Annotated in this window: 15 protein-coding genes; 6 read left to right on the top strand and 9 right to left on the bottom strand. The window is 55.9% G+C overall.

Annotated features, from left to right (window positions below; translation table 11 throughout):
• The first annotated feature begins 141 nt into the window (after positions 1–141).
• The 3 genes from AS136_RS13220 (at position 142) to AS136_RS13210 (ending at position 4792) form a co-directional block, all read left to right on the top strand.
• Complete coding sequence (locus AS136_RS13220) at positions 142–1026, top strand: ABC transporter six-transmembrane domain-containing protein (protein WP_004151176.1); 885 nt, start codon at positions 142–144, stop codon at positions 1024–1026.
• Between the two features lie 37 nt (positions 1027–1063).
• The gene (kexD, locus tag AS136_RS13215) at positions 1064–4180 is read left to right on the top strand and encodes a multidrug efflux RND transporter permease subunit KexD (RefSeq protein WP_023322778.1); all 3117 of its coding nucleotides are present in this window, start codon (positions 1064–1066) and stop codon (positions 4178–4180) included.
• A gap of 75 nt (positions 4181–4255) precedes the next feature.
• On the top strand, positions 4256–4792 hold the full coding sequence (locus AS136_RS13210; protein WP_023322777.1) for a GNAT family N-acetyltransferase: 537 nt from the start codon (positions 4256–4258) through the stop codon (positions 4790–4792).
• Between the two features lie 128 nt (positions 4793–4920).
• Here the strand turns inward: AS136_RS13210 and AS136_RS28995 are convergent, their stop codons facing one another.
• The 4 genes from AS136_RS28995 to budA all read right to left on the bottom strand — a co-directional run bounded on the left by AS136_RS28995 (position 4921) and on the right by budA (position 9224).
• A complete protein-coding gene (locus AS136_RS28995; RefSeq protein WP_023322776.1) occupies positions 4921–5562 on the bottom strand; it encodes a hypothetical protein in 642 nt (213 codons plus the stop codon).
• 399 nt (positions 5563–5961) lie between these two features.
• Complete coding sequence (locus AS136_RS13200) at positions 5962–6732, bottom strand: (S)-acetoin forming diacetyl reductase (protein ID WP_008804546.1); 771 nt, start codon at positions 6730–6732, stop codon at positions 5962–5964.
• Positions 6733–6755: 23 nt separating this feature from the next.
• Positions 6756–8435, bottom strand: coding sequence for an acetolactate synthase AlsS (gene alsS, locus AS136_RS13195; protein WP_008804547.1), 1680 nt, complete (start codon positions 8433–8435; stop codon positions 6756–6758).
• A 9-nt stretch (positions 8436–8444) separates the two neighbouring features.
• Positions 8445–9224: an acetolactate decarboxylase gene (gene budA, locus AS136_RS13190; RefSeq protein ID WP_008804548.1), complete on the bottom strand. Its 780-nt coding sequence runs from the start codon at positions 9222–9224 to the stop codon at positions 8445–8447.
• Between the two features lie 106 nt (positions 9225–9330).
• Here budA and AS136_RS13185 point away from each other — a divergent pair, with 106 nt between their 5' ends.
• The 3 genes from AS136_RS13185 to AS136_RS13175 all read left to right on the top strand — a co-directional run bounded on the left by AS136_RS13185 (position 9331) and on the right by AS136_RS13175 (position 11239).
• Positions 9331–10203: a LysR family transcriptional regulator gene (locus AS136_RS13185; RefSeq protein WP_008804549.1), complete on the top strand. Its 873-nt coding sequence runs from the start codon at positions 9331–9333 to the stop codon at positions 10201–10203.
• Positions 10204–10294: 91 nt separating this feature from the next.
• A complete protein-coding gene (locus AS136_RS13180) occupies positions 10295–10687 on the top strand; it encodes a cell envelope integrity TolA C-terminal domain-containing protein (RefSeq protein WP_023322775.1) in 393 nt (130 codons plus the stop codon).
• A 210-nt stretch (positions 10688–10897) separates the two neighbouring features.
• A complete protein-coding gene (locus AS136_RS13175; RefSeq protein WP_023322774.1) occupies positions 10898–11239 on the top strand; it encodes a hypothetical protein in 342 nt (113 codons plus the stop codon).
• A 53-nt stretch (positions 11240–11292) separates the two neighbouring features.
• Here AS136_RS13175 and AS136_RS13170 read toward each other — a convergent pair whose 3' ends face one another.
• The 5 genes from AS136_RS13170 to AS136_RS13150 are packed head-to-tail and all read right to left on the bottom strand — an operon-like array spanning position 11293 to position 16308.
• Positions 11293–12063 (bottom strand): 3-hydroxybutyrate dehydrogenase, encoded by a 771-nt coding sequence (locus AS136_RS13170; protein ID WP_012967976.1) that lies wholly within the window; start codon positions 12061–12063, stop codon positions 11293–11295.
• Positions 12064–12086: 23 nt separating this feature from the next.
• The gene (locus AS136_RS13165; RefSeq protein WP_008804551.1) at positions 12087–13481 is read right to left on the bottom strand and encodes a GntP family permease; all 1395 of its coding nucleotides are present in this window, start codon (positions 13479–13481) and stop codon (positions 12087–12089) included.
• A 44-nt stretch (positions 13482–13525) separates the two neighbouring features.
• A complete protein-coding gene (locus tag AS136_RS13160; RefSeq protein ID WP_023322773.1) occupies positions 13526–14449 on the bottom strand; it encodes a 3-hydroxyacyl-CoA dehydrogenase family protein in 924 nt (307 codons plus the stop codon).
• 11 nt (positions 14450–14460) lie between these two features.
• The gene (locus AS136_RS13155; RefSeq protein WP_023322772.1) at positions 14461–15642 is read right to left on the bottom strand and encodes an acetyl-CoA C-acetyltransferase; all 1182 of its coding nucleotides are present in this window, start codon (positions 15640–15642) and stop codon (positions 14461–14463) included.
• A 9-nt stretch (positions 15643–15651) separates the two neighbouring features.
• Positions 15652–16308, bottom strand: coding sequence for a CoA transferase subunit B (locus AS136_RS13150; protein ID WP_008804553.1), 657 nt, complete (start codon positions 16306–16308; stop codon positions 15652–15654).

Genomic DNA, 16308 nt, shown 5'->3' with positions numbered 1-16308 from the left:
ACACATATCCTCCATAAAACATCCATTCACGGTTGACATCATCACGTTATACTTAGTTGAAATAATAAAACAACTGCAGAACCCTTTACACACAGATGTTTAATATAATTTATCATGATTTATAAAGGCAACGACAAACCTATGGCCCCCGGGGTTGCTATCTCACTTAAGAGACTTGCCTGGCGGCACAGAAAGAAATTGTGTATTACTTTCATGCTGGTTATTGCTGAAAACGTTGCATTCCTGCTCTACCCCGTTCTGGCAGGCATGGCGATAAATGCCATCCTGGGCGGACAGACGTCACATGCGGCCCTTTATGGCCTGATGGTTCTGTTCATGTGGTGCATGGGAGCCGCCAGACGTAGTGTCGATACGCGAACGTTTGCACGTATCTACGCAAGTCTTGCTGTGACTGTAGTATTATCCCAGCGAAAATATTCACTTAATCACTCGACTATTGCTGCGAGAGTCACTCTATCACGTGAATTTGTAGATTTCTTCGAGTTGCACCTGCCCGTATTGATCACCTCGATCATTTCCCTTTTCGGCGCAGCAATTATGCTGTTATGGATTGAATTCTGGACAGGTATAGCCTGTTTGATCATCGTGGCAATACTGATGTGTTTTGTCTCAAGCTATGCCAGCAAAAATGAGACATTCTACAGACGGCTGAATAATCGCCTTGAGAAAGAGGTCGATTATGTTAATAAGGCGTCTTTTGGTGCTCTTAAGCGACATTATGACACACTTGCCCGTCTGCGCGTGGTGTTATCCGACAGAGAGGCATGGGGATATTTATCAATAGGCCTTCTGGTTTCTGCTCTCTTTTCCATGACCATTATCAGGATGAGCATGGAATCCGGAATTAATGCCGGACATATTTATTCCGTCATGACCTATATGTGGATGTTTGCAACAAGCCTGGATGACGCACCACAACTTCTTGAGAAATTTTCCCAGCTCAGGGATATCGGTAAACGGGTTTCGACTGACGATGAGACCTCTTTATCAGGAAAACCATGCTGAACTTTTACCCTTTGTATGTTGACTGGAAGTACACCTGATGCCGCACTTTTTCATTGAGCGCCCCATCTTCGCATGGGTTATTGCCCTGTTTATTGTTCTGACGGGACTGTTGTCCATACCTCGTTTACCGGTTGCGCAATACCCTGAAGTTGCGCCACCCGGTATTATCATTTCAGTGAGTTACCCTGGAGCCAGCCCGGAAGTGATGAACACATCCGTCGTGTCTCTGATCGAGCGTGAAATTGCGAGTGTTGACAATTTACTCTATTTTGAATCTTCCAGTGACACGACAGGGATGGCGTCAATTACGGTAACTTTCAAACCCGGCACCGACATCAAACTCGCCCAGATGGATCTGCAAAACCAAATTAAAATTGTAGAATCCCGCCTGCCGCAGTCGGTAAGACAGAATGGGATAAATGTTGAGGCAGCTAATTCCGGTTTTTTAATGATGGTGGGGTTAAAATCGCCAAGCGGAGCCTATCAGGAAGCTGACTTAAGCGATTATTTTGCAAGGAATGTTACTGATGAACTCCGTCGCGTACCTGGTGTAGGTAAAGTCCAGCTTTTTGGCGGAGAAAAGGCACTCCGCATATGGCTGGACCCGATGAAATTACACAGCTATGGGCTCTCTGTTACGGATGTATTAAGCGCCATCAGTCAACAAAACGTGATTGTTTCACCGGGCAGAACAGGAGATGAACCCGCGACGAGCAGTCAAGAGGTGACCTATCCAATAACGGTAAAAGGGCAGCTCTCTTCGGTTGAAGAATTTCGCAATATCACGATTAAATCACAGGTCTCAGCCGCCCGGGTGACACTGGCAGATGTTGCCCGCGTGGAATCCGGGTTGCAAAGTTACGCATTTGGCATCCGTGAAAATGGCGTGCCTGCAACGGCAGCCGCCATTCAGTTGTCTCCTGGTGCAAATGCGATTAGTACTGCGTCGGGTATCCGCGCGCGGTTAGCAGAACTGTCCGGTGTGCTTCCCGAGGGAATGACATTCACCGTGCCTTTCGATACGGCTCCATTTGTAAAGCTATCGATATTGAAGGTAGTTGAGACATTTGTTGAAGCCATGGTTCTGGTCTTTTTCGTGATGCTGCTTTTCCTTCACAAGATACGCTGTACGCTTATTCCTGCGATTGTGGCACCCGTGGCGCTGCTCGGCACATTTACCGTAATGCTATTAAGTGGTTATTCCATCAATATTTTAACCATGTTTGGAATGATACTGGCCATCGGGATTATTGTTGACGATGCTATTGTTGTGGTGGAGAACGTCGAACGACTGATGGAAGACAAAAAAATGTCTCCACAGGATGCAACGCGAGAAGCGATGCGTGAAATTACGCCGGCAATCATTGGTATTACGCTGGTGCTCACTGCGGTGTTTATACCAATGGCCTTTGCCAGCGGTTCTGTGGGTATTATTTATCGACAGTTCAGCATTTCGATGGCGATATCCATTTTACTGTCGGCATTCCTGGCGCTGACGTTAACGCCTGCGCTTTGTGCAACCCTGCTCAAACCACATGGTATTCATCAGGGTAAAAGCAGCGTATTTTCAGCGTGGTTTAACGCTCACTTTCATCGCCTGACTTCGTTTTACGCCACTGGTCTGGGATTTGTACTGAAGCGTACTGGCCGTATGATGATGATCTACGCTGCATTATGTTTGGCATTGTTTGCCGGGCTGTCCACCTTACCATCATCATTTATACCCGATGAAGATCAGGGTTATTTTATGTCCTCAATCCAGCTTCCTTCTGATGCCACGATGCAGCGGACGCTTAAGGTCGTCGATACATTTGAAGAGGAGATCGCCCATCGGCAGGCGGTAGAAAGTAACATTATGATTCTGGGATTTGGTTTTTCAGGGTCAGGCCAAAATTCGGCCATGGCATTCACCACCCTCAAGGACTGGAAACAACGCAAAGGAACCACGGCACAGGAAGAAGCTGACCATATTCAGTCCCAAATGGCAAACGTGCCGGACGCCGTAACAATGAGTCTGCTGCCTCCGGCTATTTCTGATATGGGAACCTCATCCGGGTTCACTTATTATTTACAGGACAGAGGGGGGAAAGGCTATCAGGCACTCAAAAAGGCGGCCGATGAGCTTATTGTACAGGCAAATCATAATCCTCACCTTACCGATGTCTATATTGATGGACTTGGTGAGGGAACAAGCCTTTCCCTGCATGTCGACAGGGAAAAAGCGGAAGCCATGGGGGTTTCGTTTGATGAAATAAATCAAACCATCTCGGTTGCAGCAGGTTCCAATTATGTTAATGACTATACCAATAATGGTCGAGTTCAGCAGGTTATCGTCCAGGCGGATGCGCCATACCGGATGCAGCCTGAACAACTTTTGGCTTTGTCTGTCAAAAACCGTCTGGGGCAGATGCTTCCATTATCCACTTTTGTGACGCTTTCGTGGAATGTAGCACCGCAGCAACTGATACGCTATCAGGGATATCCTGCCATACGCATAACCGGGAGTTCCGCACAGGGAAAATCGTCAGGTACCGCAATGGCGGCAATGGACAATCTGGCTAAGCACTTACCACCGGGGTTCGCCGGTGAGTGGGCGGGAAGTTCGTTACAGGAAAAAGAGTCTGCATCACAGCTTCCGGGTCTTATTGTGCTCTCGGTACTGGTGGTATTCATGGTGCTGGCTGCTCTTTACGAAAGCTGGTCCATTCCCTTCGCGGTCATGCTCGTTGTTCCTCTGGGGCTGCTCGGCGCTGTGCTGGCCGTATCCGTTACAAATATGACGAATGACGTCTTTTTCAAAGTGGGTCTGATAACCCTGATTGGACTTTCCGCCAAGAATGCGATTCTGATTATCGAGTTCGCGAGACAATTGATGAAAGAAGGAAAGAGCCTTATTGACGCGACATTGACGGCTGCAAAGCTACGCTTACGGCCAATTCTGATGACTTCTCTGGCTTTCACATTAGGTGTTGTTCCGCTGATGCTTGCCAGTGGAGCCAGCGCCAGCACGCAGCATGCGATTGGTACCGGTGTATTCGGCGGGATGATTAGCGGAACGCTACTGGCCATTTTATTTGTTCCGGTATTTTTCGTGACGATCACACGATTTACAGGCATGCGAAAATACAGACTGGGGAATAGCCGAAACGGCTAATCTCTGCCCTGTGTTCCGGCCAGTTTAAAGCAGACTTCTTGCTGAACTGGCTGGCATTACATTATCAAGGACATTATGACCATCATTACCACTCAAAGATTAATCATTCGCCATTTTAAGGAAGAGGATGCGGCAGCTCTTTTCGATTACCTCTCTTCACCACGTACTCCTTGCTTTAAGGATGAAAAGTTACATTCACTCGCTGAGGCAGAGGTCGACGTGGCTAAACGAGCCTCTGACCCAACACAGTTTGCCGTTTGTCTAAATGAAACCGATACGTTAATCGGACATCTTTTTGCGGACAATAGCAACGAGCCAGACAGCAATACCTGGTCAGTAGGCTGGCATTTTAATCAACGTTACGAACATCAGGGATATGCAAGCGAGTCAGTTGCTGCACTGTTTGATTATTTATTTAAAGTAAAAGGCGCCAGACGTTTGTATGCCTGGGTGGAAGATTATAATTACTCCTCTCAAAAACTATGCGAACGACTACTTATGCGACGTGAAGGATGTTTTAAAGAATTTGTCTCCTTTGAAAACGAGGAGGGTAAAGAAAGGTATGACGACACATACATCTATGCGTTACTGCATAAAGAATGGACGAAGTAGAGGATGAAGAAAAATGTCCGCTCCTCGCTCATGGCGGACCTTAGGCTCAGTTAACAGTTCGCGCCGTGCCAGAAGCGGATCTCGCTTACTGCCAGGTATCAGTATTTACGGGAAGCAGATCAGCCAGGCTAGGGATATCTATTATTGAGTATTGAACTGAAATCGTATGTCTTGGATTTAAAATCGTTTGCGGGTGGGATATAGGCATTGAGCTTTTTACTGATGCTTGATACTCTCAGAGCACAAGCAGCGACCCAACACCATACTATAAAAGCCACAATAACGACGTATAGAGATTTCAAAATCTCTATACCATCACTCTGTGAAGAACCTCTGTATATCTCAGCACCGATATATAATAGCAACGATATTAACACAAAAGGTATTATCCACTTATGGAATTTATGAGGGTATATATTCCCGTTAGTAATTGTGTACATGCCCTGATAACGCAAGACTGCCTTCAAGGACGGAATTAATGACTGTGCATAATCGGAACTCAAGCATATGATTTTATAAGATAAATGCCAATCTCTATGCAGTCCGAACGACTGTAGGCGGAACTGCTGTTCCGCCTTTGCTAACGGATCGGAGATGGGTACAGAAGAGGTTCTAAGCCATTCGACTGCTTTTATCTGCTCGGAGGGTGAGCGTGAAAAAAAGTCTCTGCGATGAAACTGAATATACTTTTTTGTAATCGCTCCAATGATAGTAAGAATGACTGCGGAAACCACTTGGTTACTAAATAGGTCCTTTATTACCGATATCATAGCTTTTCTCCTGCTTATCTAATTTCTAAAAGAGATAATATTTTATTTTTTAAAAGCTAAAAAATTTGGTTCCTCAATTTTATAGCAACTACAGTTCCTTTCAAAAGATCTCAGTCTAAAGAATACTACTTTCTCCGGCAGCAACTCCATTACCTGTGGTTTAACACGTAGCATAAAGTCATCAATGGAGCTATCCCGTTCCCGAACTTCCGCTCCTCGCTCAAATCAGCCCTTCATCCCAGTCAGATTGCCCACGTCGTGCCAGAAGCGTAAGTAAGAACGCCAGAAGCCCTCAAGTATTGATGCTTCGTTTCCCCGGGATGCTTACACTTACACTCAAACCAAAAAAAAGCCCCTGCGCGAAAGCAGGGGCAAGCCATGTCAGAGCTTATTTTTTTATTAGTTAAATACCATCCCGCCGTCGATCAGCAATGACTGACCGGTCATGTAATCAGAATCCGGGCTGGCAAGATAGGAGACGCAGGCGGCGACATCTTCCGGCTCGGACAGACGACCGAGAGTGATGCGTTTGGCGAACTCGGCGGTACCGTAGCCCAGCGGTTTACCGGCGGCTTCGGACACCTGGCGGTCAATTTCGGCCCACATTGGCGTTTTGACAATCCCCGGGCAGTAGCCGTTGACCGTGATGCCCAGCGGCGCGAGATCGCGAGCGGCGGTCTGGGTTAAGCCGCGTACCGCGAATTTACTGGAGCTATACACCGCCAGCTCCGGGTTGCCGACGTGGCCGGCCTGGGAACAGGCGTTGATGATTTTCCCGCCGTGCCCCTCTTTCTTAAAGGCCTCGACCGCCGCCTGAATACCCCAGATCACCCCTTTGACGTTGATGTTGTAGACTTTGTCGACAATCTCCGGGGTAATGGACTCGATCGGCGTAGACGGTGCCACACCGGCGTTATTGACGATGACGTCGAAGCCGCCCAGCGTTTTGCGTGCCTGTTCAACGGCGGCAAATACCTGGTCGCGGTCAGAAACATCCACTTTCACCGCCACGGCGTGTCCGCCGGCCTGGTTGATTTCGGAGGCGACCGCTTTGGCGGTGGCATCGTTATAATCGGCAATGGCCACGGCAAATCCATCCTTCACCAGACGAAGGGCGATAGCTTTACCAATCCCCTGGCCGGCGCCGGTAACAAGTGCGACTTTTTTCATTTTCCTTTCCTTATTGTGATGACTTACAGAATCTGACTCAGATGCAGCTGACCCATCAGCAGCGGGTTATCGCGATAATCCACCGGGATGGCCACCACCGCCGGGCCGTCGACGTCCATCGCGGCGCGCAGGGTCGGCTCCAGCGCCTCGGCGCTTTCCACGGCAAACCCTTTGGCGCCGAAGGACTCGGCATAGGCTTTAAAATCCATCGGCCCGAACTCGACGCCGGACAGGCGCTGGTATTTTTTCTCTTCCTGGATGGCCACCATGTTGTAGCCGTTATCGACCCAGATCAGGTGCAGCACGTTGGCTTTCAGGCGGACGGCGGTCTCCAGCTCCATGCTCGACTGCAGGAAGCCGCCGTCGCCGGAGACGGAGACCACTTTGCGCTCAGGATTGACCAGCCAGGCGCCGATGGCCCAGGGCAGGGCGACGCCCATGGTCTGCTGGCCGTTGGAGATCATCACCTGGCGGGCGCGGAAGCTGTACAGGTAGCGGGCGATCCAGATATGGAAGCTGCCCATGTCCACGGTCAGCGTGACGTCGCTGTTGACGATATCCTGCATGGCGCGAACGATGCGCAGCGGATGCAGGGCAAACTGATTCAGCTGCGCGCCGCGGCGGTCCAGCAGCTCGCGCTGGTGCTGGCGGTCGCGGAGGATCTCCGCCGCCTGCGGGGAGAGCACCAGCCGGTGATCGATATTTTGCGCCAGCTTGTTGAGGGTGCCGGCGATATCGCCCACCAGCTCGACATCCGGGGTGTAGTTGCGCTCTTCATAAGCGGGCAGCACGTCGATATGCACCAGCGTCGCGTTGCCGCTGTTCCACATCGCCGGTTCATATTCCACCGGGCTGTAGCCGATGCAGATCACCAGGTCGGCGAGCTGTAGCAGACGGTCCCCGGCCTGGTTGTTAAACAGCCCGACCCGACCGGCGAAGCGAGAGAAGTTATCCTGATTCACCGCCCCGGCGGCCTGATAGGTGCTGGTGACCGGAATATGGCTGGCCTCCAGTAAATGGCGCAGCGCCGCGCTGTTTTCCGGCTGGCTGGCCATCAGGCCGAGCAGGAAGATCGGGTTCTTCGCCTGAGCGATAAGCTTCGCCACCTGGTCGATGGCGTCATCCGGCGCGGCGCCCATCTGCGGAGCCCGGCTGGCCGGCAGTACTTTACCGCTGACCGGGCCATCGACCACATCCTGCGGCAGGCTGACGAACGCGCTGCCCGGGCGGCCCTGCTCGGCGGCACGGAAGGCGTTGGAGACCACTTCCGCCAGCGCATCCGGCGCCGTCACCTCGACGGCGTATTTGGTGACCGGGCTGAACATCGCCACCGTATCCATACTCTGATGGACCTGCTTCGCCTTATCGGCGCGTTTCACCGCGCCGCCCAGGGCCACCACCGGGTCGCCTTCGCTGTTCGCGGTGGCCATGCCGGTGATCAGGTTGGAACAACCCGGACCGGAGGTGACCAGCGCCACGCCCGCTTTGCCGGTAATGCGTCCGACCGCGGCGGCCATAAACGCGGCGTTGGCTTCGTGGCGTACCGGAATAATGCGAATCGAGGAATCCAGCAGTGAGTCGAACACCTTGTCGATTTTGGCGCCGGGGATACCGAAGATCTGACGTACGCCTTGCGCTTCCAGCTGGCTGACGACGAGATCGGCGCCGTGCGCCCACTGGCGTACCGGATACTGTTTGTCCATGTGAACCCCTTAACTTTCTACGGAACGGATGGCGGCATCGAGATTATCGGGATGCAGATTGGCCTGCAGGAACGCGCTGTCGGCGGGCAGGTCGATCATCAGCTTGTGAATTTCGCCGAAGGTCAGCACCCCGTGATCGAGCTGGTAATCCAGCAGGTGACCGCCGCCTTTGCGGTCATCGGTAATAAAGTGCTCGTGATACCCGGCGACATTGATCCCCTGCATATGCTGCGGGGTACGGAAGCCGACCAGCACCCCTTCGCGCTGGTTAAAGCGGAACACCGGCTGATCGTCGAGGACGTCGGTCATCGCCCGGTACGGCGGCGTCTGGCGCGGCACGGTGCGGGTATGGGCATGGCGGAAATGGCCGTCGATGCGCAGGGCGCAGAACAGGTTGTCAGAGGGAATTTGCTGGTCAATAACGTCGTGCAGTTGCTGGCGGCTCACCGGATGGTCGAAAGTTTTCCGGTACTGCGGCTGGAACCAGGTCATCACCGCGAACGGCGTTTTCTGCTCCGGCTGGGCTTTGCGCGCGCTGCCGTCGGCGCGCAGCTGATAGACCTGACTGCTGAAGGCGATCAGCTCCCCGTCCAGCTCATTAAAGGTGCCGAGGCCGAAATCGCCGTGTTTCAGCAGGTCCGCGATGGTGGTGCTGCCTTCGTAAACCCCGCTCAGCAGGGCGCTCATTAGCGATGTCTGATAGAGCACGCTCTCGGGATGCTGCGCGGAAAACGCCCGTAGGGTTTCGCACAGACTCTCTTCGCAGGTGCATTCAGCAGAGTGATTCATATACCACTTCCTCGTTCAACAAATATAAGAAAGGTTAAATAAATGTTGACCCGATTCAGCTCACAGTTCCAATATAGAAACCATGCTGGTTTGAGACGTTTTCGATATGGAACTTCGTTATCTTCGTTATTTTGTCGCCGTCGCCAGGACGCGGCACTTCACCCAGGCCGCCAAGGAACTGGGTATTTCACAACCTCCGTTAAGTCAGCAAATTCAGCGACTTGAGCGCGAGGTGGGGACCCCGCTGTTTCGGCGTTTAACCCGCGGGGTGGAGCTGACGGAAGCGGGAGAGTCGTTCTATGAGGATGCCCGCCAGATCCTCGCCATGAGCGATGCGGCGCTGGAGAAGGCCAAGGGCATTGCGCGCGGGATGAACGGCAGCCTGTCGCTAGGCATTACCAGTTCTGATGCTTTCCATCCGCAAATCTTCACGTTGCTGCACCGCTTTCAGCTCGACCACCCCGGGGTGACCCTGCACCAGATGGAAGACAATATGGCCAATCTGATGACCGCCCTGAGCGAGGCCGAGCTGGATATCGCCTTCGTCCGTCTGCCGTGCGAGAGCAGTAAAGCCTTTAATCTGCGGATTATTGATGAGGAGCCGATGGTCATCGCGCTGCCGCGCGATAACCCGCTGGCGACGCAGCCGACCCTGGCCCTGGAGCAGCTGTGCGACGTGGCGCCGATCCTCTTCCCGCGGGAGGTGGCCCCCGGGCTGTATGAGCTGGTGTACAACAGCTGCCTGCGCGCCGGGATCGACATGGAGCGTGCCTGGCAGTCGTCGCAGATTTCGTCGTCGCTAAGCATGGTCAATGCCGGGTTCGGCTTCGCGCTGGTTCCGCAGTCGATGACCTGCATTCAGCAGCCGAACGTCAGCTATCACCCGCTTAGCGGGGCGCCGCTGAAGACCGATATCGCCATCGCCTGGCGGCGCTTCGAGCGCTCACGCACGGTGAAACGCTTTCTGGCGATGTTTTAATTGTCACCCCTGATAATTGGCAGGCCGCATGCTTTCGCTTTCACGTTACAGTTAGGCGGTCTTTCAGTGCTTGTACAAACAGGGAAGAGTTATGAAAAAAAGAGTGATGCCGGTGATGTTGCTTGCGGTGCTTAGCGGCTGCGCACCGCTGCACCCGTCCGATTGCCATAAAACCTCGGCCCTCGGCAGCTGTAGCTCCGGACGTTTTAGCGACGAGGATGAATATGGGCAGCAGGCAAGGGCGATTAAAAACGCGCTGGAGGCCCAGCTTGCCGATCGATATGCGTGGCACGGGAAAAAGTGCCGTCTGCATCTTGAGTTTGCCCGCGATGGTAAACTGAAAAAAATCGACGCCGTCGAGGGAAATAAAGCATACTGCGCCGCGCTACGCGAAGCGGCAGCGCGGGCGACCTTCCCGGCATTTACCAGTCAGCAAGTCTATGATGCCTTTGCCCGGTCACGTTTTAATATGCAGGGAGACTAGATTGAGAAAAGTCTTTTTTGGTTAACTAACTCATAATTTTTCGAGAGAAAGGAGGGATAATATTAATATATAACTGTATTGTGCTTTTTATTGTTTTCAATAGTAGGTTATTGTATTCGTTGATTAAATTAATGCTTTTAAGCATTTCAGGAAATAGAAATTGAATTTCACAGGGTTAAATCATTTGCTGCCTTAAACAAGGAGTGGTCAGTGAATAAAATTAATTTACAGGTGTGGTCAACATTCAGACTTTACGGCAAAATTTGCGAAAATTGCTCCGGCGCAATGGCACTGTGTTTGTTGCAAGCGCTGGCAATGTTGGGTTGTCTCAGCAACCGTGGTGTGGGTGGGGCATATTACTGGCTATTAACGTTTATAGCTGTTTTAGCCACCGTTGGTTTCCTGGGGTCTCTCATTAGTATTGGTAACACCATCTATTTCTATACCAGAGACCGGAAAATTGAGTGTTATATCATTTATGCTGTTTTTTATCCTGTGGTGATTGGCGTGTTGATCACTGCAGCTGCCACCTTGAAGTCAATTAGCGGTTAGTCAGCCTGGCGCTGCAGTAACAGGGGAGCCATTACCTGACTCCCCGAGTTCGTCTACTGCGCCACCCAGCCGCCATCCATATTCCACGCGGCGCCGCGCACCTGGACAGCGGCATCGCTGCACAGAAACAGCGCCATTTCGCCCAGTTGCTGCGGGGTGACAAACTCCCCGGAGGGCTGTTTTTCCGCCAGCAGCTGGGCGCTGGCCTGCTCCGGGTCGACCCCCTCGGCGATGCGCTTATCGATCTGCTGCTGCACCAGCGGGGTCAGCACCCAGCCCGGGCAGATGGCATTGCAGGTGATGCCGCTGCGCGCGGTTTCCAGGGCCACGGTTTTGGTCAGCCCGACCACCGCGTGCTTGGCGGCGACGTAGGCCGATTTCTCTTTCGACGCCACCAGGCCATGCACTGAGGCTATGTTGATGATGCGCCCCCAGTTGCGCTGGCGCATGCCCGGCAGCGCCAGGCGGGTGGTGTGGAAGACGCTGGAGAGATTGATCGCGATGATGTCGTTCCATTTGTCCACCGGGAACTGCTCCACCGGGGCGACGTGCTGGATGCCGGCGTTATTGATCACGATATCGACGCCGCCGAAGGTGCTTTCGGCATAGTGCATCATCGCCTCGATCTGCCCGACGTCGCGCAGGTCGGCGTCGTGATAGCCGGGGATCTTACCCAGCGCGGCGACTTCAGCCCGGGCGTGGCTGCTGTCGCCGAAGCCATTGAGGATCACCTGCGCGCCCGCCTGAGCCAGCACTTTGGCGATCCCTAAACCGATGCCGCTGGTGGAGCCGGTGACCAGCGCCGTTTTACCGTGCAAATTCATTTTATTACTCCTTCAATCGGGTATCAGACAATGCCGGTCACATAGAACGTGGCAATGACAAACAGTACCGCGAGGCTTTTGATCACCGTGATGGCGAAAATACCGCCGTAGGCCTGGCGATGGCTCAGGCCGGTGATCGCCAGCAGAGTGATCACCGCCCCGTTATGCGGTAGGGTGTCCATGCCGCCGCTGGCCATGGCGGCGACACGGTGCAGGACCTCGAGCGGAATATTGGCGGCGTGGGCGGCGGCGACAAAGGTCTCGGACATCGCCGCCAGCGCGATGCTCATCCCCCCGGAGGCCGAGCCGGTGATCCCGGCCAGCACCGTGACGCTGATCGCCTCGTTTAACAGCGGATTGGGAATGGCCGCGAGGGCTTTCGACAGCACCAGGAAACCCGGCAGGGCGGCGATAACTGCGCCGAATCCGTACTCAGAGGCGGTGTTCATCGCCGCGAGAATAGCCCCGCCCACCGCCGTTCGGCTCCCCTCCGCCAGCCGGCCGCGGATATTGCGATAGCCGCAGACCAGCACCAGCACAATGCCGGAGAGCAGCGCCGCCTGCACCGCCCAGATAGCGGTGATTTTCCCTACTTCGGTGACGACAGGCTTTGCCAGACCCGGCAGGGTGAGCTCATGGCTGGCGCCGTACCACTGCGGGATCCAGTGGGTGAACAGCAGATTCAGCACCCCCACTAACAGCAACGGGGCGATAGCGATCAGCGGATGCGGCAGATCGATGTCATCCGGGGTCTCCGGCTCATTTTGCAGGTCGGTCCCATAGCCTTCGCCGCGAGCCTGCGCTTTGCGGCGCTGACGCTCCAGCCACAGCAAGCCAAAAATGATAATGAACAGCGAGCCGATAAGCCCCAGCCAGGGGGCCGCCCAGGCGTTGGTGCCGAAGAAACTGGTGGGGATAATATTCTGGATCTGCGGCGTGCCGGGCAGGGCGTCCATGGTAAACGAGAATGCCCCGAGGGCGACGGTGGCCGGAATCAGCCGTTTGGGGATCCCGCTCTGGCGAAACAGTTCGGCGGCGAAGGGGTAGACGGCAAAAGCCACCACAAACAGCGACACCCCGCCGTAGGTCAGCAGGGCGCACACCAGCACGATCACCGGGATCGCGTGGCGGCGTCCGAGGATGCGGATGGCGGCGGCGACAATCGACCGCGAGAATCCCGACAGCTCAATCAGCTTGCCGAACACGGCGCCCAGCAGAAACACCGGGAAATAGAGCTTCACAAAGCCGACCATTTTTTCCATAAACAGGCCGGTAAAGGCCGGGCCGACCGCGCCCGGGTCGGTGACCAGCACCGCGCCGAGGGCGGCGATCGGCGCAAAGAGGATCACGCTGTATCCACGGTAGGCCGCCAGCATCAGTAACGCCAGTGCGGCCAGGGCAATTATCACACTCATCACGACGTCTCACTCTCATTGTTATTGTAGGGGTACAGAACGCGATACTAGGGCTTCAGGGCGTAGCGAAGCTGATGTTCCCGGCGCGACTGGATGCGCTGTTGCCGCGCCTCATCCCAGCGGTAAAAGCCTTGTCCACTGCGGGCGCCGGTGTCGCCTCGCGCCACCTTCTCCGCCACCAGCGACATCATCTCGCTCCCGCTGGCCAGCTCCGGCAGCAGGTGCTGGCAGATATCCTGGACCGTCGCCAGCCCGGTCATGTCCGCTGCCTCCAGCGGGCCGACCATCGCATAGCGGCGGCCCAGCGAGGCGCGCATCACCTGGTCCACTACCTCGGCAGAGGCAATGCCGCTGTGGACGATATGCAGCGCTTCGCGCAGCAGGGCGAACTGCAGCCGGTTGCCGACAAAGCCCGGCGCGGCGCGATTGAGCACCACCGCTTCCAGCGCGCAGGCGGCGCAAAAGTCGCTCACCTGGCGCGCCAGATGGGGCAGTGTGGCGCTCCCGGGCACCACTTCCACCAGCGGGATCAGGTGCGGCGGATGCCAGAAATGGGCGATCAGCAGCCGTTCAGGGTGGCGCATGCCCTGCGCCAGCGAGTCCGGCGGCAGGCCGCTGGTGTTGCTGGCGATAATCGCCTCGTCGGCGATCAGCGTTTCCAGTTCGGCATACAGGGCGTGCTTCAGTGGTAGCCGCTCGGGGATCGCTTCTATCAGCAGCGTGGTGTCGGCCAGGGTATTCAGCGCCGGGGTGGGGGTCAGACGGGCCAGCACGGCGTCGCGGTCGGCGGGATCCTGCTGGCCGCTCGCCTCCAGCTCGCGCAGGATGGCGCTGGCCACCGCCGGAACCTCGGCGAGACGCTGCGGGTCGGTGTCATACAGGCGGACGACGTGACCGTGACGGGCGAAATGGCAGGCGATGCCGACGCCCATCAGTCCCGCGCCGAGTACCGCCAGGCGTGGTGTAAACATAGTGGCTCCTGTTAACGTTGTAGAGTCATGGCGATGCCCTGGCCGCCGCCGACGCACAGGGTTGCCAACCCTTTGCTGGCGCCCCGGCGCTGCATCTCATGCACCAGGCTGACGAGGATCCGGCAGCCGGAGGCGCCGATGGGATGGCCAAGGGCGATGGCGCCGCCGTTGACGTTGACCTTCTCGCTATCCCACTCAAGCAGCTGACCGACGGCCAGCGCCTGGACGGCAAAAGCCTCGTTAGCTTCGATAAGATCCACCTCGTCCAGCGTCCAGCCGGCGCGCTGCAGCGCTTTACGGCAGGCGCTCACCGGGCCGATGCCCATCACCGATGGGTCGACCCCGGCGACCGCTGAGCTGACAATGCGCGCCAGCACCGGTAGCCCGAGCTCGTGCGCTTTATCGACGCGCATCAGCAGGACCGCCGCGGCGCCATCGTTCAGCGACGAGGCGTTTCCGGCAGTGACGCTGCCGTCAGCGGGACGAAACGCCGGGCGCAGCTGGGCCAGCTGCTGCTCGCTGGTCTCCGGGCGCGGTTGCTCGTCGTCAGTCACGACACGCGGCGGCTTTTTGCCCTGCGGGACGCTGACCGGGACGATCTCCTCGCGAAAGCGTCCGGCGGCGATGGCGGCCGCCGCTTTGCGCTGGGACCCGGCGGCAAAGGCATCCTGGCGCTCACGGCTGATGTCGAAGGCATCAGCCAGATTCTCGGCGGTAATGCCCATGTGGTAGTCGTTAAAGGCGTCCCACAGGCCGTCCAGAATCATGCTGTCCTGCAGGCTGGCGTGGCCGAAACGCAGGCCGTCGCGGGCGCCGTGCATCAGATAGGGGGCATTGCTCATGCTCTCCTGGCCGCCGGCGATGACGATCTCGGCGTCGCCGCAGCGGATCGCCTGCACCGCCTGCTGAACCGCTTTCAGCCCGGAGCCGCACACCAGATTGACGGTGACCGCCGGGGTGTCGATCGGCAAGCCAGCCCGCAGCGCGGTCTGGCGCGCCGGGTTCTGCCCGCAGCCTGCGGTGAGCACCTGGCCGAAAATCAGTTCGTCGACCGCCGCGGCGGGCAGCTGGCCGCGTTCAAGCAGGCTGCGCACCACCGCCGCGCCGAGGTCGACGGCGGAAAGAGGGGCGAAGGCGCCGCGAAAGCTGCCGACCGGAGTGCGTACTGCAGCAACAATGGCAATATCGGTCATGGTCTCTCCTTAGCTGAAGCGCATTTCGCGCACATCGTCGGCCACGATCAGTCGTCCCGCCGTTTTACGCATCACCTCGTCGGGGCTCACTCCCGGGGCCACTTCGCGCAGGACAAACGTGCCGTCGACAATGTCCAGCAGGGCCAGATCGGTGAGCACCCGGCGAATACAGCCCACGCCGGTGAGCGGCAGGGTGCACTGCGGCAGCAGTTTGGATTCGCCGTTTTTTGAGGCGTGGGTCATCACCACGATGATGTTCTGCGCGCCGGCTACCAGGTCCATGGCGCCGCCCATCCCCTTGACCATTTTTCCAGGGATCATCCATGAGGCGATGTTGCCCGCGACGTCGACCTCAAAGGCGCCAAGAACGGTCAGGTCAACGTGGCCGCCGCGGATCATGGCGAACGACTGAGCGGAGTCGAAGATGGCCGCCCCGGTTTGCGCGGTGACGGTCTGCTTGCCGGCGTTAATCATGTCGGCGTCGATCGTGGCTTCGTCTGGAAATTCGCCCATCCCCAGCAGGCCGTTCTCCGACTGGAGCATCACCTCAATACCGGCGGGAATGTAATTGGCCACCAGCGTCGGGATACCGATCCCGAGGTTGACGTAGTCGCCGTCGCGCAGCTCTTGGGCGACGCGCATCGCCATTTGTTCACGGGTCAGCAT

The sequence above is a fragment of the Klebsiella sp. D5A genome (assembly GCF_001620885.1).
Classification (GTDB): domain Bacteria; phylum Pseudomonadota; class Gammaproteobacteria; order Enterobacterales; family Enterobacteriaceae; genus Klebsiella; species Klebsiella variicola.
The sequence above is the reverse complement of the archived record's forward strand: the minus strand, read 5'-3'. Positions and strand labels throughout refer to the sequence as shown.